General features: G+C 50.8%; 25 protein-coding genes. 16 read left to right on the top strand and 9 right to left on the bottom strand.

Annotated elements, in window-relative coordinates; genetic code table 11:
- Positions 1 to 714, bottom strand: a 714-nt coding sequence (locus tag AB1690_06930) for a UDP-2,3-diacylglucosamine diphosphatase (protein ID MEW6015040.1), incomplete at its 3' end; no start/stop codon positions are given.
- A 19-nt stretch (positions 715 to 733) separates the two neighbouring features.
- On the opposite strand from AB1690_06930, the gene AB1690_06925 reads away from it, so the two are divergent.
- The 8 genes from AB1690_06925 (at position 734) to AB1690_06890 (ending at position 11089) form a co-directional block, all read left to right on the top strand.
- On the top strand, positions 734 to 1438 hold the full coding sequence (locus AB1690_06925) for a class I SAM-dependent methyltransferase (protein MEW6015039.1): 705 nt from the start codon (positions 734 to 736) through the stop codon (positions 1436 to 1438).
- Between the two features lie 268 nt (positions 1439 to 1706).
- Entirely contained in the window at positions 1707 to 2375 is a 669-nt protein-coding gene (locus AB1690_06920; GenBank protein ID MEW6015038.1) for a hypothetical protein, read from the top strand.
- A gap of 164 nt (positions 2376 to 2539) precedes the next feature.
- The gene (locus AB1690_06915) at positions 2540 to 4489 is read left to right on the top strand and encodes a cytochrome b/b6 domain-containing protein (GenBank protein MEW6015037.1); all 1950 of its coding nucleotides are present in this window, start codon (positions 2540 to 2542) and stop codon (positions 4487 to 4489) included.
- 9 nt (positions 4490 to 4498) lie between these two features.
- Entirely contained in the window at positions 4499 to 7303 is a 2805-nt protein-coding gene (locus AB1690_06910; GenBank protein MEW6015036.1) for a hypothetical protein, read from the top strand.
- Positions 7304 to 7475: 172 nt separating this feature from the next.
- Positions 7476 to 7898 carry an Rrf2 family transcriptional regulator gene (locus tag AB1690_06905; GenBank protein MEW6015035.1) on the top strand — a complete coding sequence of 141 codons (423 nt, stop codon included), beginning with the start codon at positions 7476 to 7478 and terminating at the stop codon, positions 7896 to 7898.
- 16 nt (positions 7899 to 7914) lie between these two features.
- The gene (gene cysK / locus AB1690_06900; protein MEW6015034.1) at positions 7915 to 8847 is read left to right on the top strand and encodes a cysteine synthase A; all 933 of its coding nucleotides are present in this window, start codon (positions 7915 to 7917) and stop codon (positions 8845 to 8847) included.
- A gap of 417 nt (positions 8848 to 9264) precedes the next feature.
- On the top strand, positions 9265 to 10074 hold the full coding sequence (locus AB1690_06895; protein ID MEW6015033.1) for a TIM barrel protein: 810 nt from the start codon (positions 9265 to 9267) through the stop codon (positions 10072 to 10074).
- A gap of 73 nt (positions 10075 to 10147) precedes the next feature.
- Positions 10148 to 11089, top strand: a complete 942-nt coding sequence (locus AB1690_06890; protein ID MEW6015032.1) for a tetratricopeptide repeat protein — start codon at positions 10148 to 10150, stop codon at positions 11087 to 11089.
- Between the two features lie 19 nt (positions 11090 to 11108).
- Here the strand turns inward: AB1690_06890 and AB1690_06885 are convergent, their stop codons facing one another.
- The 6 genes from AB1690_06885 to AB1690_06860 all read right to left on the bottom strand — a co-directional run bounded on the left by AB1690_06885 (position 11109) and on the right by AB1690_06860 (position 14230).
- Positions 11109 to 11765, bottom strand: coding sequence for a TusE/DsrC/DsvC family sulfur relay protein (locus AB1690_06885; GenBank protein ID MEW6015031.1), 657 nt, complete (start codon positions 11763 to 11765; stop codon positions 11109 to 11111).
- A 181-nt stretch (positions 11766 to 11946) separates the two neighbouring features.
- Positions 11947 to 12417, bottom strand: coding sequence for a GAF domain-containing protein (locus tag AB1690_06880; GenBank protein MEW6015030.1), 471 nt, complete (start codon positions 12415 to 12417; stop codon positions 11947 to 11949).
- 14 nt (positions 12418 to 12431) lie between these two features.
- The gene (locus AB1690_06875) at positions 12432 to 12791 is read right to left on the bottom strand and encodes a carboxymuconolactone decarboxylase family protein (GenBank protein MEW6015029.1); all 360 of its coding nucleotides are present in this window, start codon (positions 12789 to 12791) and stop codon (positions 12432 to 12434) included.
- A 103-nt stretch (positions 12792 to 12894) separates the two neighbouring features.
- Positions 12895 to 13383: a ferritin gene (locus AB1690_06870; protein MEW6015028.1), complete on the bottom strand. Its 489-nt coding sequence runs from the start codon at positions 13381 to 13383 to the stop codon at positions 12895 to 12897.
- Positions 13384 to 13440: 57 nt separating this feature from the next.
- Positions 13441 to 13959, bottom strand: coding sequence for a thiol peroxidase (tpx, locus tag AB1690_06865; protein ID MEW6015027.1), 519 nt, complete (start codon positions 13957 to 13959; stop codon positions 13441 to 13443).
- Between the two features lie 103 nt (positions 13960 to 14062).
- Positions 14063 to 14230 carry a hypothetical protein gene (locus AB1690_06860; GenBank protein MEW6015026.1) on the bottom strand — a complete coding sequence of 56 codons (168 nt, stop codon included), beginning with the start codon at positions 14228 to 14230 and terminating at the stop codon, positions 14063 to 14065.
- Positions 14231 to 14338: 108 nt separating this feature from the next.
- Between AB1690_06860 and AB1690_06855 the strand changes: the two genes are divergently transcribed.
- From AB1690_06855 to AB1690_06835, 5 genes are all read left to right on the top strand, one after another.
- On the top strand, positions 14339 to 15781 hold the full coding sequence (locus tag AB1690_06855; GenBank protein MEW6015025.1) for a multiheme c-type cytochrome: 1443 nt from the start codon (positions 14339 to 14341) through the stop codon (positions 15779 to 15781).
- Positions 15782 to 15871: 90 nt separating this feature from the next.
- Entirely contained in the window at positions 15872 to 16330 is a 459-nt protein-coding gene (locus tag AB1690_06850; protein MEW6015024.1) for a ubiquinol-cytochrome c reductase iron-sulfur subunit, read from the top strand.
- 2 nt (positions 16331 to 16332) lie between these two features.
- A complete protein-coding gene (locus AB1690_06845) occupies positions 16333 to 17442 on the top strand; it encodes a cytochrome b N-terminal domain-containing protein (GenBank protein ID MEW6015023.1) in 1110 nt (369 codons plus the stop codon).
- Entirely contained in the window at positions 17439 to 18692 is a 1254-nt protein-coding gene (locus AB1690_06840; GenBank protein MEW6015022.1) for a cytochrome c3 family protein, read from the top strand. The genes AB1690_06845 and AB1690_06840 overlap by 4 nt, the downstream gene beginning before the upstream one ends.
- A 61-nt stretch (positions 18693 to 18753) precedes the next feature.
- Positions 18754 to 20268, top strand: a complete 1515-nt coding sequence (locus AB1690_06835; protein MEW6015021.1) for a NapC/NirT family cytochrome c — start codon at positions 18754 to 18756, stop codon at positions 20266 to 20268.
- Between the two features lie 82 nt (positions 20269 to 20350).
- On the opposite strand, the gene AB1690_06830 is transcribed toward AB1690_06835, so the two are convergent.
- Together AB1690_06830 and purL are read right to left on the bottom strand one after the other, a co-directional pair.
- Positions 20351 to 21088, bottom strand: a complete 738-nt coding sequence (locus tag AB1690_06830) for a response regulator (protein MEW6015020.1) — start codon at positions 21086 to 21088, stop codon at positions 20351 to 20353.
- Positions 21089 to 21135: 47 nt separating this feature from the next.
- Positions 21136 to 23364, bottom strand: a complete 2229-nt coding sequence (gene purL / locus AB1690_06825; GenBank protein ID MEW6015019.1) for a phosphoribosylformylglycinamidine synthase subunit PurL — start codon at positions 23362 to 23364, stop codon at positions 21136 to 21138.
- Positions 23365 to 23468: 104 nt separating this feature from the next.
- Between purL and tilS the strand changes: the two genes are divergently transcribed.
- The 3 genes from tilS to AB1690_06810 form a co-directional block, all read left to right on the top strand.
- A complete protein-coding gene (tilS, locus tag AB1690_06820) occupies positions 23469 to 24872 on the top strand; it encodes a tRNA lysidine(34) synthetase TilS (GenBank protein ID MEW6015018.1) in 1404 nt (467 codons plus the stop codon).
- A complete protein-coding gene (gene hpt, locus AB1690_06815; GenBank protein MEW6015017.1) occupies positions 24850 to 25377 on the top strand; it encodes a hypoxanthine phosphoribosyltransferase in 528 nt (175 codons plus the stop codon). The genes tilS and hpt overlap by 23 nt, the downstream gene beginning before the upstream one ends.
- Before the next feature lie 67 nt (positions 25378 to 25444).
- Positions 25445 to 25679 (top strand): ATP-dependent metallopeptidase FtsH/Yme1/Tma family protein (locus AB1690_06810; protein MEW6015016.1); only part of this gene is annotated, 235 nt, incomplete at its 3' end.

The following is a 25679-nucleotide window of genomic DNA, read 5'->3' as shown; positions in this document are numbered from 1 at the left end:
GAGGTACTCAAGGCTGATTTTTCCGGAATTGAGGCGGGCATAACTGAAATGCTCGATAAGGTCGCCGGTATTTATATAAATGCCTTTGCCGATTTCTTTCGAGATGGGAAGATGCAAATGACCGATAAGAACGATATCAAATCCTTCCGATATTTTGCGGGCGGCATAGTTTTCATAATCCTGAACAAAAGCCGGCTCCCGCCCGGCGGTGTAACCGCGCGACGAACTGGAGACAAAGCGGGCAAGCGGTATGCCCCAGTCCGGCGGGATTTTGCGGTAGAGCCAGATATTGAAGCGGTTGCGAAGGATTTTCTTCAGAATCCGATATCCCCAGTCAGAGGGAGAGAGTCCGTCACCATGTATCATGAAAATCCTCTTTCCTTCTTCCGTGAACTCATGGAAGTCGCGGTGAATGACAATGCCGGCTTCACGACTGAGGAATTCGCCCAGCCAGAAATCATGATTGCCGCTTATATAATGGACTTCTTTCCCCTGTTCGACCAGCGACGCCAGCTGGAAGACAATTTTTAGATGTTCTTTGGGAATAGCATGTTTATATTCAAACCAGAAGTCAAAGAGGTCGCCAAGGATAAAGACTTTGGAGCCATCGGCTTTGATTTTACTCAACAGCGAATACAATTTGGCGATTTTTTGCTCTTCACCGGCTTTATCAGCGGCGCCGAGATGGACGTCAGAGAAAAAATAGACTGCCATAGGGCGGGATTATAATAAAATGGACAGCAAAAGTCAAAGAAGGCAAGGTGCTGACCGAGGTTACTATGCGAATCAACTCTCCGGCGAGCGGCTGCGGCAGGTATACGAGATAGCGCCGCCGCGGGTGCGCCGGTACTTGCAGGCGGAAGTAGATGAGATTCTCAAGCAGATAAAGACCGGAGATAAAGTACTGGAGCTGGGATGCGGCTATGGACGAGTAATGACCGCGCTGGCGGATAGAGCAGGTTCTGTTACCGGAATTGATTCCTCGATTGAAAATCTTAAATTCGCAAGTGAATTCTTATCGCCGCACAAGAATCTCCGTCTTTTGGCGATGAACGCCGCCTTACTGGGATTTGCCGACAATACTTTTGATCTGACCATAGCGATTCAAAATGGCATCTCGGCATTCAAAGTGCCGCCGGAAAAGTTGACAGAAGAGTCGCTGCGAGTCACCAAGCCGGGCGGCAGAGTCCTCCTTTCAACCTATTGCGAGAAATTCTTGGAAGCGCGCCTGGAATGGTTTGTGATGCAATCAAGGGCAGGGCTGTTAGGAGAGATTGACTGGGAAAAGACCAGAGAGGGGGTAATAGTCTGCAAGGATGGCTTCAGTGCCACAACTTTCTCGTCGGAGCAGTTTCATCAGCTCTTAAAGAAATTTGACATCCGATATCGGCTCTTTGAAGTTGACGATTCCAGCCTGTTTTGCGAACTGATAAAATGATAAGATATCTACAGTCCAAGATATTGTGTGGCTGCGCCGGCGAGAAAAATTGCGCCTCCGACAATAGCGTGACTATATTGTTGCAGTTTTCCCGGAGGAAGTAAATGGAGACCGTGTGACAAGGTCAGGATAACGGCAAGCATCGACGGGACAACATCGTTGATAAGCGGAAAGAGAAATATTCAGGCATCGGACGCTTTCGGTTGCCGCAACCGCACAGAATCTTTATATTTCCACTGCGGCTTTATTCGAAGGTGAACAGAATTCTATGGTTTCTCAGACGAGCAATCGCTGGCGGCGAAAACTGATTCTGGTCTTCATCTTTTCCGTCGCCATGGCTCTTGTGGAGGCGGCCGTGGTGGTCTATCTGAGGACGCTTTATTACCCGGAGGGGTTTACATTTCCGCTGAGAATGATGCCAGCGGACATTCTCAGAATAGAAATAGCCCGTGAAGCCGCAACTATTGTGATGTTGCTGACAGTGGCGGCGGTAGCCGCCCGCCGTTTCTGGGAGAAGTTCGCCTTTTTCATATTCGCCTTCGGCGTCTGGGATATATTCTACTATATCTATCTGAAACTGTTCCTGGACTGGCCTCTCACAATTCTGGATTGGGACATACTCTTCTTGATTCCTCTCCCCTGGATCGGACCGGTGCTGGCGCCGCTGATTGTATCGGTCATAATGATTGTCACGTCCATATTGATTCTCCGACGCAGCCAAAAGGAGACGGCGTTCAGACCGCCATATCTTGCTTATGGCTTGACAATAACAGGAATTTCCGCAATTCTCTATACCTTTATGGTAGATACCGACGCCACCCTGAAACAACAAAATCCACAGCCATTTCTGTACTTGATATATGCGGCGGGGGTGACGTTTCTGATTGCGGCGATGATAATAACGTTCCGGGGTGGAATAAAGAAGACAAAAAAGTAAATATTTGCTCAAAAATGCGAAAGATTTGTCCAAAAGTGAAAGTTTTCACTTGCCTGCATCAATTTCCATAGATATATTCCCGATAAATAGGATAAAAATGATATAGATTTCTTATGAGACAATATTGCGTAAGTGGCAGCAATCAAAGACCGATGAGGGACAAAATGCCGGATGAAAATACAAGACAGATTGCCCGTGGCAAGGGGCTCTGGGTGTTGTTACTTGCAATTATTTTGATGCCGATATTATCACTGGCTCAAACCGGGGCGCCCTCAAATGAGGATTGCCTTACCTGTCACGACCAGTCATCTGGCGAGGCGGCGCCGACTTTTGACAGCGCGCTCTCGACGTCAGAGCACAAAGGTTTCAATTGCGTTGATTGTCATGCCGATATAACGGAAGTTCCTCATCCTGAAAAACTGCAGAAAGTTGATTGCGGCACCTGCCATAGCAGTGAAGCGGAAATTTACAAATATCATGGAAGGCTGGAAGTGCCTGATGGTGAGGATATACCTGGTTGCGCTGATTGTCACGGCAGACATGATATTTTGAAATCGACCGAGCGGCATTCGCGGGTCAATCCGCAAAATCTTCCGGGAACATGTGGCAACTGCCATGAAAACCTGGATCTGATAAGAAAGCATGAGATTCTGTATGGTGATGCCGTGCGAGTGTACGGCGGGTCAGTTCATGGAAAAGCCTCGCGGGGCGGGGTCTATTCTGCCGCTACCTGCAACGACTGCCATTCGGCAAACGGGACAGCGCACAAGATTTTGGCGCCGAACAATCCGGAATCGCCGATAAATCATTTTAACATTCCTAAGACCTGCGGGCAGTGCCATCGCAATATCGAAAACGACTACTGGGAAGGGATTCATGGCAAGCTGGTGGCGCGGGGCCAGACCGATGCCCCGGTCTGCACCAAGTGCCACGGCGAGCACGGAATTATCGCGCCCAGCGACCCTCGTTCGCCGGTCAGCCCGGTGCGACTGGCAGAGGCAACCTGCTCCCCCTGTCATGAATCAGCATATCTCAATGAGAAGTACGGCATACCTACGGGACGTCTCCGTTCATTTGTCGATAGTTATCATGGATTGAAGAGCAAGGCGGGGGATTTGACTGTCGCCAATTGCGCCTCCTGTCACGGCGCCCACCGGATACTTCCCCACACCGACCCGACCTCTTCTATTCATCCCGCCAATCTTCAAGCGACCTGCGGAGAATGCCACCCCAAGATTAGCGCCGAGATGGCCAAAGCGCCGATTCATGGCACGCCGGGAATTTCCCAGACACCGGTAGCGCGAGTGGTCGGCAATTTCTATATCGTTGTTATCGTGCTGATAATAGGGGCGATGATAATTCACTGGCTGATTGACCTGCGCAAGCAGATTAAAAACGTCGTTCTCAAGCCACAGATTCGGAGAATGACCACCAACGAGGTGCTGCAGCATACCTTCCTGATGATTACATTTATCGCCCTGGTGGTTACAGGATTCTCTCTGCGGTATTCCGAATCATGGTGGGTGCAGCTTCTGTTTGGAAGGGAGAAAGGATTTTTCCTTCGGGGGATAATTCATAGAGTCTCGGCTGTTCTGTTTATAATTTCAGTCGTCTGGCATCTGCTTTATCTGTTCTCCCCGCGCGGCCGGCAGTTTTTCCGGGATATTTTCCCGGTCAAAGAAGACTTTCGCCAGTTCTTCCAGATGATAAAGTATAACCTGGGAATAAAGGGGGTAGAAAAACCGGCGTTTGGGCGGTTCAGTTATATTGAGAAGGCGGAGTACTGGGCGCTGGTCTGGGGAACGGTCATTATGATAATCAGCGGATTTTTCCTCTGGTTCGACAATATTGCGGTGCAATGGTTCCCCAAGGGATTTCTGGATGTGATGCTGGTGATTCATTTCTATGAAGCCTGGCTGGCGACCCTGGCGATATTAATATGGCATATGTATTCGACAGTATTCAGCCCAAACGTTTACCCGATGAATCCGTCGTGGTACACCGGAAAGATGCCGCTGGAGTGGTACAAGCATGAGCATCCGGCTGACCCAATGCTTGCAGAACAAGAAGACGCAGGCGCGGGTGACGAAAAATCGGAAGCGGTTGGCCATTAGGAAAAGCAGTTGATTACGACAAGCGACATCAGAGGGGTCTTTCTATGGTGGTGGGTACTCCTGGCGGCTGGTCTGCTCGTCAATTCTCCGGGGGCTCAGGCGCAAAGCAACGATGATTGCCTGGTTTGTCATGCTGACGAAACACTGAGCAAGACACGTCAGGGGAAATCGGTATCTCTCTTTGTGAGTCAGGAGACATTTGCGCGCTCGGTTCATGGGGAACTGGAGTGTGTCACCTGTCACAGCGATCTTGCCGGAGCGGAATTTCCGCACAAAGAGACGGCCGACCCGGTTGACTGCAATATCTGCCACGACCAGATTGGGGAGCAATTCGCAAAGAGTCTTCATGGGCAAACGGCCCGAGCCGGCGCCGCCCTGGCGCCGCGCTGCTGGACGTGCCACGGAGCACATGATATTCTGCCGGTGCAGTCACCGGAATCGAAAGTTGCCCGGTTCAATATTCCTTTTATATGCGGTTACTGCCACAAAGAAGGAACCGCAGTCAGCCAGACATACGATATCCCGCAAGACAGCATTCTTGACCATTACTCCGAAAGTATTCATGGCGAAGGGCTGTTCAAGCGCGGGTTAACAGTTACGGCAGTCTGCACCGATTGCCATACTTCGCACAATGTTCTGCCTCATACCGACCCTCAATCGAGCATCTATCGCGGCAATGTTGCCAGGACTTGCGAAAAATGTCACTTCCGCATTGAGCAGGTGCATCGCAAAGTGATTCGCGGAGAACTCTGGGAAAAAGAGCCGAATAAAGTGCCGGTTTGCGTTGATTGTCATTCTCCCCATGAAATCAGGAGAATTTTCTACGACCAGGGAATGGCGGACAAAGATTGCCTCTCCTGCCATACTAATCAGAATCTGACGGCAATCAAGGACGGTCAGGTGGTTTCGATGTACGTTGACACCTTGGAAACGCATGGCTCGATTCATCGCAAAATCGCCTGCGCCCAGTGCCATACCGGGGTGAGCCCGTCGCTGGAGCGCCCCTGCACCACCGTTTCCCCCCGGGTTGACTGCTCTATCTGTCATGAGGAAGTGGTTAACACTTATACCACCAGCATGCATGGCTCGCTGGCTGACCGGGGAGATCAGAATGCTCCCCTCTGCCGGGATTGCCATGGAACGCACGGCACTAAAGACCACCGCAATCCCCAGTCGCCGACCTATCCGACCAATGTTCCGAATCTCTGCGGGAACTGTCACCGCGAGGGGAGTAAAGCCGCGGTGCGGTACTCCGGAGAGCAGCGGAATATCCTGGAGAATTACACCGAGAGCATTCATGGCAAGGGGCTGTTGCAGAGCGGTCTGGTGGTGACGGCGATGTGCACCGACTGCCACACGGCTCATCATGTCCTCCCCAAAGACAATACCGCCTCGAGCGTGAATCATGACAATCTCCCCAACACCTGCGGACGTTGCCATAACGGGATTTATGAGCAGTTTGTCCAGAGCATTCACTCCCCTGCCGTTTCCGATAGCGAGAAACCTCTCCCCTCCTGCAGTGACTGCCATCAGTCGCACACGATATCGCGCACGGATAAGGATGATTTCAAAACGATGATTATAAGTCAGTGCGGTCATTGTCATAAAGATGTAACCGAAACTTATTTCGACACTTTTCACGGCAAGGTTTCCAAGCTGGGGTATGCGGCGGCGGCTAAGTGCGATGACTGCCACGGCGCGCATAATATACTGCCGACATACAATCCCAAATCAACCCTATCGCGACAGAATATTGTTGCCACCTGTGGCCAGTGTCATGCTGGCTCGCACCGCCGATTCGCCGGATACTTGACCCACGCCACGCATCATGATAAGCAGAAATATCCCATCCTGTTTTATACCTTCTGGTTCATGACCATCCTCCTGGTGGGAACCCTGACGGTTGCCGGGACGCATACCCTGATGTGGCTTCCCCGCTCCTTCCAGATGATGCGTCAGCATAAAAAGCTGCGCCAGCAGGAACGGGGCAAGTTGGAGTATCTCCGTTTTGAGAGTCTGCCGCGACGACTCCATATCCTGGTCATTATCAGTTTTCTGGGGCTTGCCATCACCGGTATGACCCTCAAATTTTCTTACCTGGGATGGGCGCAATGGCTGTCGGAGACCCTGGGGGGATTTGAATCGGCCGGATATATCCACCGTATCTGCGCCCTTATTACATTCTTCTATTTCGGGGCGCATATCTATGACTTGGTGCGCAAGAAGAAGCGCTCGAAACTGTCCTGGATGAAATTCCTCTTCTCGGAGAACTCAATGATTCCCAACAGAACAGATATTCGGGAAGCGGTCGGAACGGTCAAATGGTTTCTTGGCCGGGGTCCCCGCCCTCAATATGGACGATGGACATACTGGGAAAAGTTCGACTACTTCGCAGTCTTCTGGGGGGTTGCCATCATTGGAAGCACCGGCCTGATTTTATGGTTTCCGGAATTCTTCACTCTCTTTCTGCCCGGCTGGTTTGTTAATGTCGCCACTATTATACATTCCGATGAAGCGCTCCTGGCGGTTGCTTTCATCTTCACCGTCCATTTCTTCAATACTCATTTCCGTCCCGACAAATTCCCGATGGATACCGTCATATTCACCGGACGGGTGCCGCTGGAAGAACTTAAGCAGGACCGTCCCCGCGAATATGCCGAGTTGATTAAGTCGCGAAAATTCGGGAAAAAGCTGGTGGAGCCATTGCCGCCGGTGGTGGTCCGGGGATTGAGGATTTTTGGCTCAATTGCGCTCTTCATAGGGATTTCATTAATTCTGCTGATTATTTGGGCGGAAGTCTTTGGATACCGCTAAACCGGCGTCAAAAAATCTGAACTCATAAAATCGATTAGAATCCGTATCAGTTGCGGAGGTCGGGCGAGATGTCTTGGGGATTTTCCGGGCGTCATTAAATATTTGTTTAAAGTGGACTTATTTCGTATTATATGCAAATAATCCGATTTCCTGATAGGATATTGAGAGAAATATGCTTTCATTAAAAGCACAATACGGATTGCGGGCGGTCGTTTCGTTGGCTTCCCACTACGGCAAAGGTCCCCTGCAAGCCAAAGAGATTGCTACCTCACAAGGGGTTCCGGTCCGCTACCTGGAACTTCTGCTGTCTCAGTTGCGGCGGGCGCGGATAGTCGACGCCACCCGGGGGAAGAACGGCGGCTATATTCTGGCAAAGGAGCCGGCGTCGATTACGGTTCTTGATGTGGTAACGGCCTTTGAAGGAAGAGTTATCATATCGCCGATGAGAGATGAAAAGGAGAAGGAAGGGAATCCCGGCTCCTTATCTTTCATTTGGAAGGAAGCCGAGAAACGAGTGGTTGAATATCTCGGCTCGCTTAATATAGCGGAAGTTCTGGAGTTGATTCAATCCAATAAAGAGATGTATTTCATTTAGAAAAGTAGAGGAAACGATGCCTAAGATTGCGGGCGATATTACCGAGCTTATTGGAAATACCCCACTGATATATCTTCACAGATTGAGTAACGGCCTGCCGGGAACGGTGGTGGGCAAACTGGAGTCGTTTAACCCCTGCTCTTCGGTCAAAGACCGGATAGCGATTTCGATGCTTGATGACGCCGAAAAAAAGGGATTTATCACCAAGGATACCGTGATAATAGAGCCGACATCAGGAAACACCGGAATCGCGCTGGCTTTCATAGCGGCCGCGCGCGGATATAAATTAGTCTTGACCATGCCGGAAACGATGTCAATTGAGAGGCGTAATCTGCTTAAGGCTTTCGGCGCCGACCTGATATTGACCCCGGGACCGGATGGCATGCCGGGAGCGGTCAAAAAGGCGGAAGAACTGGTGTCAAGCACTCCCCATGCTTTTATGCCGCAGCAGTTCAAAAACCCTGCCAATCCTTTTATTCACCGCACTACGACCGGACCGGAAATCTGGCAGGATACCGACGGAGCCGTTGATATTCTGGTTTCGGGGGTCGGAACGGGCGGCACGATTACGGGGGCAGGTGAATATCTCAAGACCAGAAAGTCATCGATAAAGCTGATTGCGGTTGAGCCTGAAGCGTCTCCAGTGTTGAGTAAAGGGGAGCGGGGACCACATCCGATTCAGGGGATTGGAGCCGGCTTTAAGCCCGACGTTCTCAATCTGGAAATCGTTGATGAGATCATTACTGTCAGTAATGAAGAGTCAATAAGAACAACCCATCGTCTGGTACGGGAAGAAGGGATTTTGGCCGGTATCTCCTCCGGCGCCAATGTGGCCGCCGCCTTGAGGGTCGCTGCCCGGAAGGAAAACGAAGGGAAAATGATTGTGACGTTTATTTGCGACACCGGTGAGCGATATCTCTCGACTCCGACCTTTACAGAACTGGCTTGATTGCCTTTTAATCCTGTTTCAGAATAAAGCCTGTTTCAGAAATCTGTTTCAGTGGCACACAGAATAACGCGGAGAATTAAGTCCCTTTTCTCCATGGTCAATCTGGGCTTATATGTTATTGATTGATAACAACTTATAGGGGCATTACAGTCGCCAAATTCCTTCTAAATGGCACATCTGTTGCCTTATCTTATACCCAGAACGGACAACAGGACCTGGCATTCAGGGGCTTATTATTCTGTTGATACAGGGGGCGGGACGAACGGCAGTAGGTTCATACTCGCAAGAGTATCGTTTCAGGGAGGGATAGGGAATCCTGAGATGGTCCGGAAGATAAAACAGCTTCGCCGTGGCGAGGCTGTTTTTTTTGTGGCGATATCTTTTGATTAACCGGCGATATTGCATTATGTTGGGAAGATGATTAAGCGAAATTACCGGTTCGGTTTTTCCACTACTCTCGACTATACCGTTGATATTTTTGAGCAAATCGATATTTATGCCACAAGTGGGGTTTCATTTTTCTCAATTGGCGCTGACCGGGAGCACTCCGGCATCTTCAGAGATGAGTATTTCCAGGAAGTGCAGGAAAAGTCAATGGAGCGCGGCATTGAGATAATTTCGCTCCATGCCCCTTTTGGCGGCGACTATGACCTGGCGGCGACAGATAATGGCGCCCGACAGCGAGCGATTGATTTGACCCTGGAATTCGCGGAAAAAGCGGCCGAACATTCAATTTCATCGATGATAATTCACCCGCATCACTTTTTTGATGATTCCAAAGAAGCCTGCCTGGGTCGCTCGGCGGGAGCGGTAGAAAGAGTTCTGGCGGGGGCGCCGCTGGAGGTAAAGATTATTGTTGAGAATCTCCCTGACAGCCGCGGCTCCTGGATCTGCGGGCGGCTTCTCGATATCTTCGGTCCCTCACGGCTGGGATTCTGCTACGATAGTTCGCACGAAAATATGAGCGGGGAACCGTTTCATCTTCTGCGTCGCTATTACAACCGGATAGAGACGACTCATCTGTCGGACAATCTCGGTGTCAGAGATGACCACCTCCCGCCCGGCGAGGGGAAAATCGACTGGGAGAGTTTAGCGGAATTGATAAAGAAATCGGAGTTGCGCGATATACTATTTGAGGTCGGCACCGGCGAGCAACTATCCGAGCCGCCGAGAGTGGTAGTCAGAGGGACGCTCGAATTTGCCGAAAAATTGTTCAACAAATCCTGATGAAATATTATAGTGGAGCTGTATAATACAACAGACAGCGAAGAGTATCTTTTTACGGGAGAACAACTTTACTATGAAAAGCAGATTCAGAATCTCTAATATATGTAAGATGTCGGCGATGATGAAAGCAATCGTCTTCTTGATAACATATGTCGGGCTGACCGGCGGCGAAATGTCGCTGGCGCAGGTTGATTCCTCGCAATTCTACTCTCAAAAGGCGACCGAGTATTTTCAGCAGAAGAATTACAGTCAGGCGTTGCGGGCAGTTGACCGGGCGCTGGCTTTTTCCCCTGAGAATGCTGATTTCCTTGTCCAGCGGGGAATCATAAATGGGGCTTGGGGGCGCTATGAAGATGCGGTTAAAGACTTTTCTGTGGCGATAGCCCTGGACCAGACCATTACGGACGCCTACTACAGCCGGGGATTGGCGCGAGAACGGAGCGGGAAGATTGAGGAAGCGATTAACGACTACACGCTGACAATTTCGGTCGATTCGCAGTATGCTCCGGCGTATTATAATCGCGGGATTCTTCATTTCAACAAAGGGCTTTATGATTTAGCCATCAATGATTTTCTGGATGCGGTTCGCCTGAATCCAACCAACGCCCATGCTTTCCTGAATCTGGGACACGCCTATCGTCAGAAGAACAACGACGAGATGGCGGAACGGAATTATACGCGCGCCGCAGAACTGAATCCGTCATATGCCGAGGCATTTTACAGCCGGGGGCAGGTTCGTTACGACTTGAAGAAATATGCGGCGGCGGCCGAAGATTTCAAGCAAGCCTCTATCCTGAAACCTCAGATGGCAAACGCCTTTTATAATCTGGGGGCGACCTACGAGTGGATGAAGAAATATGACGATGCCCTGGCGGCGTTTCAGGATTACTTGAAACACGCTCCCAAAGAAGATTTTGAACGAATCGAATTCGTTCGGGAGAAGATGAAAGATATTGAGCGGAAGAAATCGGGGGTGCCCTCCGATGCCCCTCTGGCTCCGACCATCAAGCGTTAGCTATCCAGCCGCTCCTGTTTCAGCGCACCCGAAGACCCGCTATCTTGACAGCGCCCCGATGATATCCATCGGGGAATAGTCGTTCCAGTTCCTCGATGCTCAGGCGCAAAGATTCGCAAGTTTCGTATACGGTGGGAACCCGGTGGTTTTTCCGGAAAAATTCCCGCAGGAATCTGATAATCTGCCAGTGGCTTTCGTTAAGTTTTTCCGGCATTTTCATTTCGTACGCCTTGAAAAGGGCGTATTGCTCATCCCAGTCATGCGGGTCAACCAGAAAACCCCGCAGATCGACTTCGTAGGTCTTTTCGGCGGTCGTGCTCTCCCGGTCGGGTATCTCTCCTTCCGCTGGGAACCCTTCCATGTACCCTTCCCGGTAACTGATTCCGGCAAGCTTGCAGGCGCCGCGCAGATAGCCGGTCGGGAACAGCGCCTTCAATTCTTTCAGATGTATGCCATTCAATTTGCAGGTCTGATACACCAGGGGGCAGCGACCAATTTTCAAGTAGGTATCGCGGATGAAGTTGATTATACGCCAATGCTCGCCGGTCAGGCCCTGGGGAATTTGCAGTTTTGATGCCATCCCCTCGGCAAAGTTGGCATCCCATTGAGCAGGATTTAGAAGAAAACCGTCGTCATCGACTTTGTAATGCCTGTTGCGATACACCAACTCACCCATGGTCTCTCCCGGAATTCAGAGATTTATTGGATGTTACGATGAGCAAGCCGAGCGGCAGAATCAAGAAGATTCTTTGATGCAGTTAAGTTGTTAGCGGGCAGAGAATTGTCAAAATATATCTTTATAGGTTCTCTCAGTCCAGATTGAACTGTAACTGAATTTCGACTGGTCAGAGGCCATATTAAAGAATCGACGAAAGTCTTTCGCAGAGCTCGGCGAGGAAGGCTCTGTCTTCATCATCGAAATTCCCGGTCTTATGAGAATCAATATCGAGTTCCCCGACAACTTCGCCGTTACGAAATATCGGGAGGACAATTTCTGATTTAACAAAGGGGCTGCAGGAGAGATAGTTAGTCTCCAAGGTGACATCATCGACGACAAAAACTTCCTCGCTCTCAGCAGCCTGGCCACAGATACCTTTGCCGAAGGGAATCCTGACATGCTCGGTCGGAGCGCCGACAAAAGGACCCAGGACCAGCTCGCGGGGATGGTCCGGATTGACCAGATAAAACCCGACCCAGTCATTGTGCGGCAGTTGACGGTTAAGAACTTTGCAGATTTCGGCAAGTTTCTGGTCGCGGGCGCCGTTGCCCGCAAGGATATTGTCAATTTCCTGCCTGATGCCGGCGAAGAGCTTTTTTTTTGCGCTCATAGGTCAGACTCTCTCTATTCAGCGGTTGCTGTCTTCTGCAGGTCATCCCAGGCCTGAAAAGCCCGCCGCATATGAGGGATGACGATGGAGCCGCCGACAATCAAAGCAACCGAGGTGGCTTCCTCTATCTCTTCATTGGTGACTCCCTGCTGGTGACATTGGAGGAGATGATACAGAATGCAGTCATCGCATCGAAGAACCATCGATGCCACATACCCGAGAAGTTCCTTGGTCTTTGCCGGAAGGGCGCCATCCTTGTAAACCTGCCAGTCAATATTGTAGAAGCGCTTGATATTGGTGCCGGCATATTTCATAACGGTTTCGTTCAGCCGTTCCCGCTCCGCGCGGAACTCATCAATTCTTTCTATGCTCATATTCTCCGCCTTTCGCCCGTTTTCCGACCTTAAATAAGGAGAGCGGGAATATAGTCTCCCGCTCAGTAGAATTCAATCCCCTTTTCAGGCTGTCAACACCGATTCATTTTCTCTCGCCCAGGGCGCGGTCGAGCATGAGAAGTCCCTGGGGATGGTCATTGACCATTTTCAGCATCTCCACAACTTTGGACACATTAGACTCTTCCTCAACCTGCTCCTCCACAAACCAGTGCAGGAAGATATGGGTGGCGTGGTCCTTTTCCGCCATCGCCATATCGGTCAGATTGTGAATCAGCCCGGTGATTTTCTGCTCGTGCTTGTAAGCATCTTGAAAAGCTGCCAGAGGCGACGCCCAGTCAGTCTGCGGTTTCTCCAGGGCGCCGAGAACCACTTTCCCCTGCTGCTCATTGATATACTCGTAGAACTTCATGGCATGCCCTTTTTCCTCATCTGACTGTTTCATCATCCAGTTGGCGAAACCGTCAAGATTCCGTGAATGGAAGTAAGCCGCCATAGAGAGATAGAGATAGGACGAAAAATACTCTTCGCGCAACTGGTCGTTGAGCGCCTTTTGCATCTTGTCGCTAATCATGGTCTTATCCTTTCTGATTACACTTATTTAAGTTCAAAACTCGTTCTTTGTAGATAATTACTTAACCAATGCCGCCATGGCGTCGAGCACCGCCTTGTAATCCGGTTCGTGACTGCCCTCTTTCACGCGTTGAATATATCTTATGACACCCTTGCTGTCCACGACAAAAATGGTCCGGGCAAGGAGGTACAACTCTTTTATCAGAACACCATATGTTTTCCCGAAAGTGGCTTCTTTATAATCGGAAAGAGTCTTCACCCGGGTAACGCCGGCGGTGCCGCACCATCTCTTCTGCGCAAAGGGCAGGTCCATACTGATGGTCAGAATCATAACATCGTCACCAAGTTTCTCCGCTTCCTGATTGAAACGGCGCGTTTCGATATCGCAGGTGGAAGTATCCAGCGAGGTGACTACGGAGAGAATGACGGTCTTTCCGGCCAGAGAAGAGAGCTTGAACGATTTCATACCGTTGTCGGCCAGTTCAAACTCGGGAGCCTTATCGCCAATTTTGAGTTCGGGCCCTACCATGGTAAACGGTTTGCCGCCGAAGGTGAATTGCCCAGTTCTTTCTTGCATATCTTTTTCCTTTCTCAATTAATCACTGACTAAATTCTATGAACATTGATTTCTCTATCAACGCTTGCAACGCCCCCAAGGGGGTAATTGTTTCCGTCAAAATTCATATTTGGCTATCCCTGACCGGAGCCGACAGGTCGGCCTGGTAATCGGCGAAGATAATACGAGTTTTACCACTGTCATTGAGAACTCCGCCATTGTGGATAACTTTGATGCTGATTGGAAGCAATGTGAGGTTGACAAAGAAATTCAATTTGATTAATTTTGACATAAGTCAATGAATTGAGATTGATTCTATCTATTTTGCGGCGATTTATATCTGAGCAATAGTCTTTTTTACTTGTGGTGGCGGTGAAAATCGCCCGAAGGAGGTATCGTGTTGGGAACGAGAATGTACAATATTGGCGCGGCGGTGGTACTTCTGGCATTCTTCCTGATCGCAGTAATATCAGAAGTATCAGCCCAAGGTTCAAGCGGCGAGGCATGTATCACCTGTCACCGGACAATATCTCCGGGGATTGTGGGGCAATGGGAGAAATCGAAACATAGTACGGCGGGAGTTACCTGCATTGATTGCCATCAGGCCGGCAAGGATGATGTTGACGGTTTCCTGCATAATGGGGAGCGGATAGCGATTATCGTCTCACCCAAAGATTGCGCGCAATGCCACGAAAAAGAATACTCAGAACAGAAAGGTTCGCATCATGCCAAAGCGGCGCAGATTCTCGGCTCTCTTGATAATCTTCTGGGAGAAGTGGTTGGCGGCGAGCCGGCGGTGGCAGTAGGCTGCCGTCAATGTCACGGTTCCGTTGTAAAAGTCGACGCCAATGGCCGCCCGACGCCCGATACCTGGCCCAACACCGGTATGGGGCGAATCAATCCTGACGGTTCCTGGGGTTCCTGCTCCGCCTGCCACGCCCGGCACGAGTTTTCAGTCAAGCAGGCGCGTCAGCCGGAAGCCTGCGGCAAATGTCATCTCGGTCCCGACCATCCGCAAATTGAGGTATGGAACGAATCGAAGCATGGCGTTCTCTATCATGCCAATCGCGAAGAGATGAATCTTGACGCCAAACCGTGGCGCGCCGGAAAGGAATATTTCACTGGTCCTACTTGCGCTTCCTGCCATATGTCGGAAGCGGGAAAAGAAGGGGTAACGCATGATGTCGGGGAGAGAATCTCCTGGACGCTGCGGCCGCCGATTTCCGTCAAGTTGAATATGGTGGTTTATGAAGATGACTCCAAGGAAGATATCCTGGGAGATGCGCCGGCGCTGCCGAAAGCGGGCGAAATGCACAGCCTCTCCGAAGGGGAAAAGAAAGAAGTGAAGCAGACCCTATCATGGCAAGAGCGGCGGCAGAAGATGCAAAATGTCTGCACGCAGTGCCATGAGAAGACATTTGTGGAGGGGGCTTACGCCCAGTTTGATGACTTGGTGGTGCTGTACAACGATAAATTTGCCCGCCCCGGCAAAGCGATTATCGATGAACTCAAAGCGGCCGGCAAGATTACGCCGCCCGATTTTGACGACCCGATTGAATGGACCTGGTACGAGATTTGGCATCATGAGGGACGGCGGGCTCGTCACGGCGCCTCGATGCAGGGACCTGATTACGCCTGGTGGCACGGATTATATGATGTCGGAAAGCATTTTTACACTAAATTTATCCCGGAATTGAAAGAAGTCGCTGGCGAAGAGATGGCAAAAGAACTGATGGATAAATATCTTTATGAGATTCCGGGGCATCAGTGGCACCGCGACGGCATGGGCAAAGATGCGCTGGAGAAAATTAAGAAGTTCTATGAAAAACGGTACGGCGAATAACCGGCGATTTTGCTGTTGAAAAAGGCGCCGCCTTTTTCTATAATGCCGGACAACATGGGTAGTCATAGTTATAATTAGGGCGGAGGAATTTTGGACGAGATTAGAGATGATAGAAGAAATTTCCTGAACTGGCTGATTGGGGGAGGCTTGGTCGCCTTTCTCGGGTCGGTCTTCTATCCTGTTTATAAATATGTCATCCCTCCCCCGTCCGGAGAAGCGAATGTCTCGCAGGTAAAGCTTCCGTTCAAACTGAAGGAGCTTCAGGAAGATGAGAAGAAGTCGCGGATTTTCAAGTTCGGGCGAAATGTCGGCATCATCCTTTTAACTCCCGAGAATGAACTAAAAGCCTTTAATGCCGTCTGCACCCATCTTGACTGTACGGTGCAGTATCGCAAAGACCTCTCCATCATCTGGTGCGCCTGTCATAATGGTCGCTATGACCTGGAGGGGCGCAATATTTCGGGACCGCCGCCGCGACCGCTGACGGTTTATACGGTGCATGTCGACAATGCCACCGGCGACATCTTTGTCGCCGAGGCGAAGGGATAAACTTGGCCGAGAAAGTCGCCAGAGAGAACCGTCTTTTCCGCTGGGTCGATGAGCGTCTGCATATTCAGACGCTGGTCGATTATATGTCGCACAAGGTGGTGCCGCAGCATTCGCACTCCATCTGGTATTACTTCGGAGGCATTTCCCTCTTTTTCTTTGTAGTGCAGGTGGTGACGGGAATTCTGCTCTTGCTATATTACCGTCCCGGCGCCGATTCGGCTTACGAGTCGGTCAAATTTATTATTGCGGAAGTATCGTTCGGTTGGCTCATTCGCTCGATACATTCCTGGTCAGCCAATTTGATGATTCTGGCGGCTTTTATACATATGTTTTCGGTCTTCTTCACGCATGCCTATCGCAAGCCGCGCGAGATGACCTGGGTTACCGGGATATTTCTTCTGGCGCTGGCACTGGCTTTTGGGTTTTCCGGTTATCTTCTTCCCTGGAACGAATTGTCGTTCTTTGCCACGCGGGTCGGCACCGGTATGGCCGGCGCTATTCCGGGTGTGGGTGATTTTTTGATGAAGCTTATGCGCGGCGGCGAGGATGTAACCGGCGCCACTATCGGAAGATTTTTCGGTCTGCATGTCGCCGTTCTTCCGGGCATTTTCGCCGTGCTTTTGTCGCTGCATCTCTTTTTTATTCAGCGTCAGGGTATGTCGGAGCCGCTGGAGTGGGCATCAAATCCGCAACTGCAAAAATACCGCCCCTTCTTCCCTAATTTCATTATGAGGGAGCTTCTGGTCTGGCTTATTATGTTGAACCTGCTGGCGGTTCTGGCAGTCTTCTTCCCGGATGGTATCGGGGTGGTTCATTGGCCCCTGGGTCAGAAAGCAGACCCCTTTGCGCCGCCGCCGCCGGTTATCCGACCGGAATGGTATTTTATGTTCGCGTTCCAGGCGCTAAAGGTGCTCCCGGCGCATCTTTTCTTTATCGAAGGGGAACTGGCCGGCATCATAATACTTTCGGCGGGCGGCATTGTCTGGACTTTGATACCTTTTCTTGCCGGAAAATTTTCATCGGGAAAAAAACCAGCCCTGGTTATCGCCTTTGGGTGGGCGGTCTTGGCTTTTATTGTGATATTGACCATACTGGGATATATACTGGAATGAAAATGAAAGCCGGTTTCAGAAACATGCTGCTTTTTGTGTCACTCTGGTTGGCCATATTGACCGGTGTCGCTTCTGCCGCTGACCAGTGTCTGGAATGCCACAGTTCCTGGGAGGAAGGCGCTGACGCCCCCTCGGCCCAGTTTCAGCATGATATTCACAGCAAGGCGGGACTTAGCTGCGCGTCCTGCCATGGCGGTGACCCGACTCTCGACGATATGGATGCCGTCCGCAATAGCAAAGGGTACAAAGGTGTTCCCGGAGCCAAGGAGGTCAATCAGTTTTGCGCCTCCTGTCACAGCAACCCGGCATATATGGTAAAATTCAATCCTTCCCTCCCGACCGACCAGTTAGACAAGTATAAGACTTCGGTTCACGGCAAGCGGCTCTTTGAGCAGGGAGACACCAAAGTGGCAACCTGCATTTCCTGCCATACGGCGCACAGCATCCAACCGGCATCAGAGCCGACCTCATCGGTGTACCCCGTGAATATTCCGAAAACCTGCGCGAAGTGTCATGCCGACGTCAATTACATGAGCGGCTACGGCATTCCGACCGACCAGCATGAGAAATATATACAGTCAGTTCACGGGAAGGCGCTCCTGGAGAAGAAAGATATCAGCGCGCCGGCCTGCAATGACTGTCACGGCAACCATGGCGCCACCCCGCCCGGAGTGACATCGTTGTCGGCCGTTTGTGGATTGTGCCATGCCTTGATCGCCGATAACTTTGCCAAGTCGCCGCACAAAGTGGCATTTGACGCCATGGGATATCCCGAATGTGAAACCTGTCATTCCAACCATCTTATCGAAAAACCGAAGATGCACTGGGTTGGCGTTTCTGATTCATCACTCTGCGTGCAGTGCCATGCCCCGGATGACGGCACCGGCGGTTATGACGCCGCTGCCAAAATATATGAAACGCTGGTTAATATTAATTCCATTTATGGCGCTGCTCTGGCCAAAATAGATACCGCCGATCTAAAAGGGATGCTGGTGACTGATGAGCGTTTTGCGCTAAATGAGGTCAAGCAGGCGATTATCCAGACCGGCACGGCAGTTCATACTTTTGACCCGGAAGCGGTCTCTCAAATTGCCAGTCCAGGAATAACTTCCGCCCAGAATATCACGCGACAGGGGGAAAAGAAGATTGAGGAATATTATTTCCGGCGCAAAGGGCTCGGCATCGCCACACTTCTTATCACTATTCTTGTTATCGCCATCTATCTTCGAATAAAATCAATTGAAAAATAACTGTTTTTGTGTAGATTAACCCCCGCTGTGATTTATTAAGGCACTTTTTGCGAGGTTAACTATGCGCGATATAAAACTGCCCCGTTTGGTATATAACTGGCTCAGCACCGCGGGAGTATTCATAGCTGTCATTGCGGCGCTTCTAATGCTGATACTTCTCGGCATCGCCGCCAACCGCGAGGATACCAATCCCTATTTCGGGATGTTTCTCTATATGGTCCTCCCGCCGATACTCCTTTTCGGATTGATTTTGATTCCGATAGGAATGTTCCGCACCTGGCGGAGATGGAAACGAGAGGGACAGGAGTCGGTGCCCAAGTGGCCCTATATTGATTTGAACAAGCGCAGTCATCGCAATGCCACATTCATTTTTTTCTTTGGCACCATAATATTCTTGTCATTGAGCGCGGTGGGGAGTTATGAAGCCTATCACTATAGCGAATCGGTCACCTTTTGCGGGAAGACCTGCCATTCGGTGATGAAACCGGAATATGTAGCGTATCAAAACTCGCCCCATGCCCGAGTCGCCTGTACTGCCTGTCATGTCGGTCCCGGCGCCGGGTGGTATGCCAAGTCGAAGCTGTCGGGCGCTTATCAGGTTTACGCGACGGCGGCAAACAAATATCCCCGGCCTATTCCGACACCGATTAAGAATCTTCGCCCGGCCCAGGAAACCTGTGAGCAGTGTCATTGGCCCGGAAAATTTTTCGGAGCGCAGCAGCGGCAGTTTAATCATTACATGTATGACAGCGCCAATACTCCCTGGCCCATAAATATGCTGATTAAGACCGGCGGCGGTGACCCCAAGACGGGACAGACGGCCGGCATTCACTGGCATATGAATATCGGCGTCAGAGTGGAATATATCGCCCGCGATGAGCGCCGTCAGGAAATCCCCTGGGTGCGGATTACCGATCTACAGACGGGGCGGGTCACGACCTACCAGGATTCACAGAACCCTCTCTCCGAAGATGAGATTGCCAGTTCGGAGAAGCGGATAATGGACTGTATGGATTGCCATAATCGTCCCAGCCATGTCTATAATTCTCCGGACCATATGATAGACTTAGCCGTCCTGACCGGCAGAATCGACCGGGAGCTTCCCGACGCCAAACGGGTGGCGGTGGAGGCGATGGCGGCGACATATGAAACAGAGGAAGAGGGGCTTCAGAAAATAGCCAATTATATCACCGATTACTACCGCAAGAGCTATCCGGAATTGTATCAGCAGAAGCGGGTGCGGGTTGACGAAGCGGTGCTTGCCACGCAAGAGGCATTTGCGCAGAATATTTTCCCGGAGATGAAAGTCCGCTGGGAAGGGTATCCCAACAATATCGGTCATTTTATCGACCCGGGTTGTATGCGCTGCCACGCCGGCAATCATGCCAGCGAAGATGGTTTGACCATCACCCGTGACTGCAACGCCTGCCATACCATTCTTTCACAGGGAAGCGGCGAACGGGCCCAAATGGCAACCACGCAGCAAGGGCTGGAATTTGTCCATCCTGACGAAGTGACCGGCGAAGCCTGGAAAGAGATGGGCTGCTACGAATGCCATACCGGTGTCGCGCCGTGATGTCTAATCGGCTGTGATGAAACAGGTTTGCTCTGTCAGGCCGAAGCCTGGCACACGGCAATGTGTAAATAAGAGGAAATTGCTATCCCCGTTTGCGGCGAAGGACTTTGCGAACGGTACTGAGAAGCGCCATATTATGAAACGGCTTGCTGAAGTAGCCATCGGCGCCAGCCGCTATGGTATCGTGCGTTGAGTAATTGCCGGGATAACCGGTGATAAGTATGACCGGAATATCGGGGTATTGGGTCTTTACGCTGCCGAGAAGGTCAAGGCCCGACATTCCCGGCATCATAATGTCGGTGACAACCAGGTCGATTTTTTGATTTTTTATTAAACCCATGGCTTCATCCCCGCGGGAGGCCGTTACTACCCGGAACCGTTCCATTTCCAGGATCTGTTGAAGAATATCGCGAATCCCTTCTTCATCGTCCACCACCAGGATTCGCGGCGCCCCTTGTGTAAGAAGCTGCCGGACACGGGCGATAAATTTCTCCGACTCGATAGGAAGCGCCATGATATCGGTAGCGCCAGATTGAATGGCGGCCTGGACCGATTCGGCGGTCCATTTTTTTGACGTTACAACAATGGGAAGCCAGAAGAACCGCTCCAACCGTTTTAGATACTCGGCAAAAGTCTGTCCGTGGGCGTTTTTGACGGAGGCATCCACAAAAATGATTTCGATTTGGGGGTCGGACTCAATGCGATTAAGTCCCTCGTTAAAGGAGTGCGCCAGAGTGGTTGAAACAGTGCGACATTCGCTCAAAAGAGCTTCAATTTCCACCGCGGTCTGGTCAGCCGGCTGAACCAAAAGTGCTTTCATCAAAATTCCCGATATATTTAAACCTTTTCTTCTATATATCGGAAATTTTATGAAAACCTTTCCAATTTAGTTCGCAGGCTGTCATAATAAGCAGAATAGATTTTCTCAATCGAGAGGTTTATGAGGTCATTTATCTTCAAGAAACTGCCGCCGACTCTTCCAATCGCGGCTATCGGCAAGCCCGCTCCGGCAAAATGGTCAACCAGCATTTCGCCATTTGCCTCAGAAGTAGTGATTATTATGCGGGATTGGGTTTCGCCAAAAAGAAGAGCATCGGGGCGAAGATTGTCGTCAAGAAAGACCTGGGCGCCAATCATCTTTTCCCGATGGGAGATTGCCCCTTCCGCAAGAGCGACCGCCAGCCCACCATCGGCGCAGTCGTGAGCCGATTTTACCCACCCGGCCTTGATGGCGGCAAGGACCGCATCCTGAAGTGATTTCTCGTAAGCGAGGTTTAACTCCGGCACCGGGCCTATATTTTTGCCGAAAATGGTGTGGAGATATTCCGAAGCGCCCAGTTCCTCGCGGTTTTCGCCGACCAGAAAAATAAGGTCGCCTTCATCTTTGAACCACTGGGTAATGATTTGGGAAATATCATCAATGATGCCGAGCATCCCAATTACCGGCGTCGGGAAGACGGCGTGGTCCGGGTCTTCATTGTAGAAGCTAACATTTCCGCCGGTGACAGGGGTGCCAAAAACCAGGCAGGCTTCCCCCATTCCGGCAATCGCTTCGGCGAAGCCATAATAGATTTCCGGTTTATAAGGATTTCCGAAATTGAGGCAGTTGGTTATAGCAACCGGTCGGGCGCCGGAGCAGACCACATTGCGGGCGGCCTCAGCCACCGCCTGCTGCGCGCCCAGACGAGGATTGAGATAGCAGTAACGGCCGTTGCAGTCGGTGGTCAAAGCAATCGCCTTCCTCGTTTTGCGTATCCGCAGGACCGCGGCATCAGAACCGGGACCAACCGCCGTGTTGGTGCGGACCATGGAATCATACTGGTTATAAACCCAATCCTTGTTGCAGATATTAGGTGAAGCAAGCAGTCTCAGAAGGTCTTTATTCCAGTCGCGATTGAGAGGAAATTCCGCCAGATTTAGATGCGACAGTTGCTCGATATATTCCGGCTTTTTGGTCTCTCTCTTATAGACCGGAGCGCCCCCCCCTAATACCAGCGATTCCGACGGGATTTCGGCAACGGTCTCGCCGTCTAGCCGGACACGGAATATCCCGCTGTTATTGGTCTCGCCGATTATGGTGGAATTCAGTTCCCACTTCCGGAAAATCTCCTCCACTTCTTTTTCTTTCCCTCTCTTTACACAGACCAGCATCCGCTCCTGCGATTCCGAAAGAAGAATCTCGTACGGAGTCATCCCCGGCTCCCGCACCGGCACTTTTTCAATGTCAATGGTTACGCCAGAATTGCCGCGGGCAGACATTTCGGAGCAGCTGCAGGTAATGCCAGCCGCGCCCATATCCTGAATGCCGATTGCCAGCCCTTTGTCAATCACCTCCAACGTCGCTTCGAGGAGAAGTTTCTCGGTGAAAGGGTCACCGATCTGGACGGATGGTCTTTTCGCTTCTGACTTTTCGGAAATCTCTTCCGAGGCGAAAGTAGCGCCATGGATGCCGTCACGTCCGGTCTTGGAGCCGACAATCATCACCGGATTCCCCTCCCCTTTAATCACGGCGGAAATCATTTTATCGGTCTTAACGATACCAGCCGCCATGGCATTGACCAGCGGATTGCCGGTATATGCCTCGTCGAAATAAGTTTCGCCAGCCACGGTCGGCACCCCGAAGGAGTTGCCATAATCGCCAATACCGCGTACGACACCATCCACCAGGTAGCGGACACGGGGGTTCTCGGGGGAGCCGAAGCGAAGTGAATTGAGAGAGGCGATAGGGCGCGCCCCCATGGTGAAAATATCTCGTAATATCCCGCCGACTCCGGTAGCGGCGCCTTGATACGGCTCCACCGCCGAAGGATGATTATGGGATTCAATTTTGAAGACGACCGCCAGCCCATCGCCGATATCAACGGCTCCGGCGTTTTCTTCGCCCGCTTTTGCCAGGAGACAGTCACCGTCACGGGGAAGAGTTTTCAACAAAGCAATAGAGTTCTTGTAGGAGCAATGCTCCGACCACATAACGGAGAATATTCCCAGTTCCGTGTAGTTTGGCTCCCGCCCCAGTATCTTTATTATCATCTTATATTCGTCATCCGACAACCCGTGGTCTTTAACCATTTGCGGGGTAACTTTTGGCTGTATCATCAAATCCTCCGGCAATTGAAAAGGCGAATATAGCGACTGGCAATTAGGGTGTCAATCGGAGATTACCTGTTGAGTTTGCCGCTTCAGGAAACTATAATAACATTATGCAATTGTCAGGCAAAGTGGAGGAGTATATCCGCCGATTCGGGCTTATTGAGAGAGGCGACAAGGTCTTGATTGCCTTTTCCGGCGGACCTGATTCAACGGCGCTGCTTTATCTTCTCCGGCAACTTTCGACAAGGATGAAATTTCAGCTTTGCGCCGTATATGTAAATCATCAGATTCGTCCCCGTGCCGCAATGCGAGAGTTGCGGCATGGCGCCGCGCTCTGCCGGCGGCTGGGAGTTCCCTTTGTGGGGGCCGATTGTGATGTCCCCCGATATGCCAGGGAAAACTCGCTGTCGCTGGAAGAAGCGGCGCGGGAGGCGCGCTATGCGATTCTGGAAGAGATAGCGCGATCGGAAAAATGCAACAAAATCGCCCTGGGGCATCATGCTGATGATATCATTGAGACAATCCTTTTTCGATTGCTGCGCGGAACAGGTCCCCAGGGACTGCATCCGATGAGACCGCAAAACGGAAAATATATCCGACCGCTATTGGAAGTTGAACGGCGTGAGATTGAGGCATTCCTCAGGCGCAGTAAGATTAGTTACTTATTGGACCGCACTAACTTTGAGTCCGAATATAGCCGTAACTATATAAGAAATAAGGTGTTACCAGTAATTGAAAGGCGCTTTGGGGTGGGGTATCGGAAGGCCATTAGACAATTTGCAGAAATTGCAGTCAAACAGGACCGGTTTCTTTTAAGAATGGCTCAGACGGAATGGCACCGGATAGCTCAAATTACACCTGGCGGGAAAATACTGCTTGATTTGAATAAATTAAGGGTATATGATGAGTCGCTGAGGGATCGTGTCTTGAAAATAGCCATGGAGAAGATGATGCGTCAGGCCGGGGCGGGGAGTTCGGCAGAAATCGCCGCCATCAATAAGATAATATTGGGCAACAAGTTAGCTGTTTCGCTGAAGCGGGGCGTAAGAGCCACAAAAGAGCGCGAATGGCTGGTTTTTTCCGCTCCAATGGCTCAAATAAAGGGCATTTCGCTTGAGATTGGCTCCAGAAGCAAAATCCCCGGGTATCGCCTGGAATTCTACTGCAGAATAATTCCCAAGAAGGCGGCAAAAATGCGATTGCAAAAGGGGGGAGCGAAGATAAATATCGACTATGACAAGATTGTCCTGCCGCTTCAAGTCAGACATCTTCGCCCCGGCGACAGTTTTCAGCCACTGGGATTGAATGGGACCAAGAAGGTCGGCGATTTTCTGACCGACTGGAAAGTGCCCCGCTATTTGCGCGACGAGCTACTGGTGGTAACCGATGCGCGCGGGATTGTCTGGGTCGCGGAATATCAAATCGACAACAAATATAAGATAGATAAAGAGACAAGGAAGGTGCTGCAAATTGAAATCATCAGAAGTATGGGTGAAGGACACACGCAAGTTTGAACTGCTCTATCCGCAGGATAAGATTGCCCAGCGGATAAAGGAGCTGGGCCAGCAGATATCGCATGACTACGCCGAACGGGACCCGATTATTATTGGAGTGCTGAAAGGATGTGTCATTTTTCTTGCCGACCTCATTCGCAATATCTCCATACCGGTGGAGCTGGAGTTTATATCGGCTTCCAGTTACAATGAGCATCTGCGCTCCAACGACGAGGTGCTGATGACTGGAGGACCGAAGGTATCGATTTCGGGCCGGGATATTCTGCTGGTGGAGGGAGTGGTTGATTCCGGGCAGACCGTTCGGGCGATTATTGACCGTCTCAGATTCCTGGAACCGGCCTCTATTGCGGTTGTTACATTGCTTGATAAGCCGGGATGCCGGAAAGTAGAGGTTGAAATAGCCTATAGAGGATTTGAGACCGGCAATGATTTTGTAATCGGTTTTGGATTGGATGCGGCGCAGCGGTACCGTAATCTCCCCTTCATAGGCCGGGTCATAGAATAGATTCCCATAATAATTTCCGGGCCATTCTGACGATAAATGTGTATATTACTGGTAAGGATTTGTTGCAATGAATAGTGCCGAAGATAAAGACAGATTTTCCTCTCAAAATCCCAAAAGGCCCGGACGCCCCTCCAAAGAGGACCCGGATGGAAGAGATTCTTTTTCCTGGAAAGGTTCCGCCAAGTCGCTGGCATTCTGGCTGGTAATTATACTGGCATTCATTCTGATTTACAGCGTTTACAGTTCCTCCAGCAAAGATGTGGCGGAAATCAGCTACAGTGAATTCCTGAAGCAACTGGAGA

Source organism: Candidatus Zixiibacteriota bacterium (assembly GCA_040753495.1).
GTDB lineage: Bacteria > Zixibacteria > MSB-5A5 > GN15 > PGXB01 > DYGG01.
Note: the sequence above shows the minus strand (reverse complement) of the source record. Positions and strands in the feature narration are given on the sequence as shown.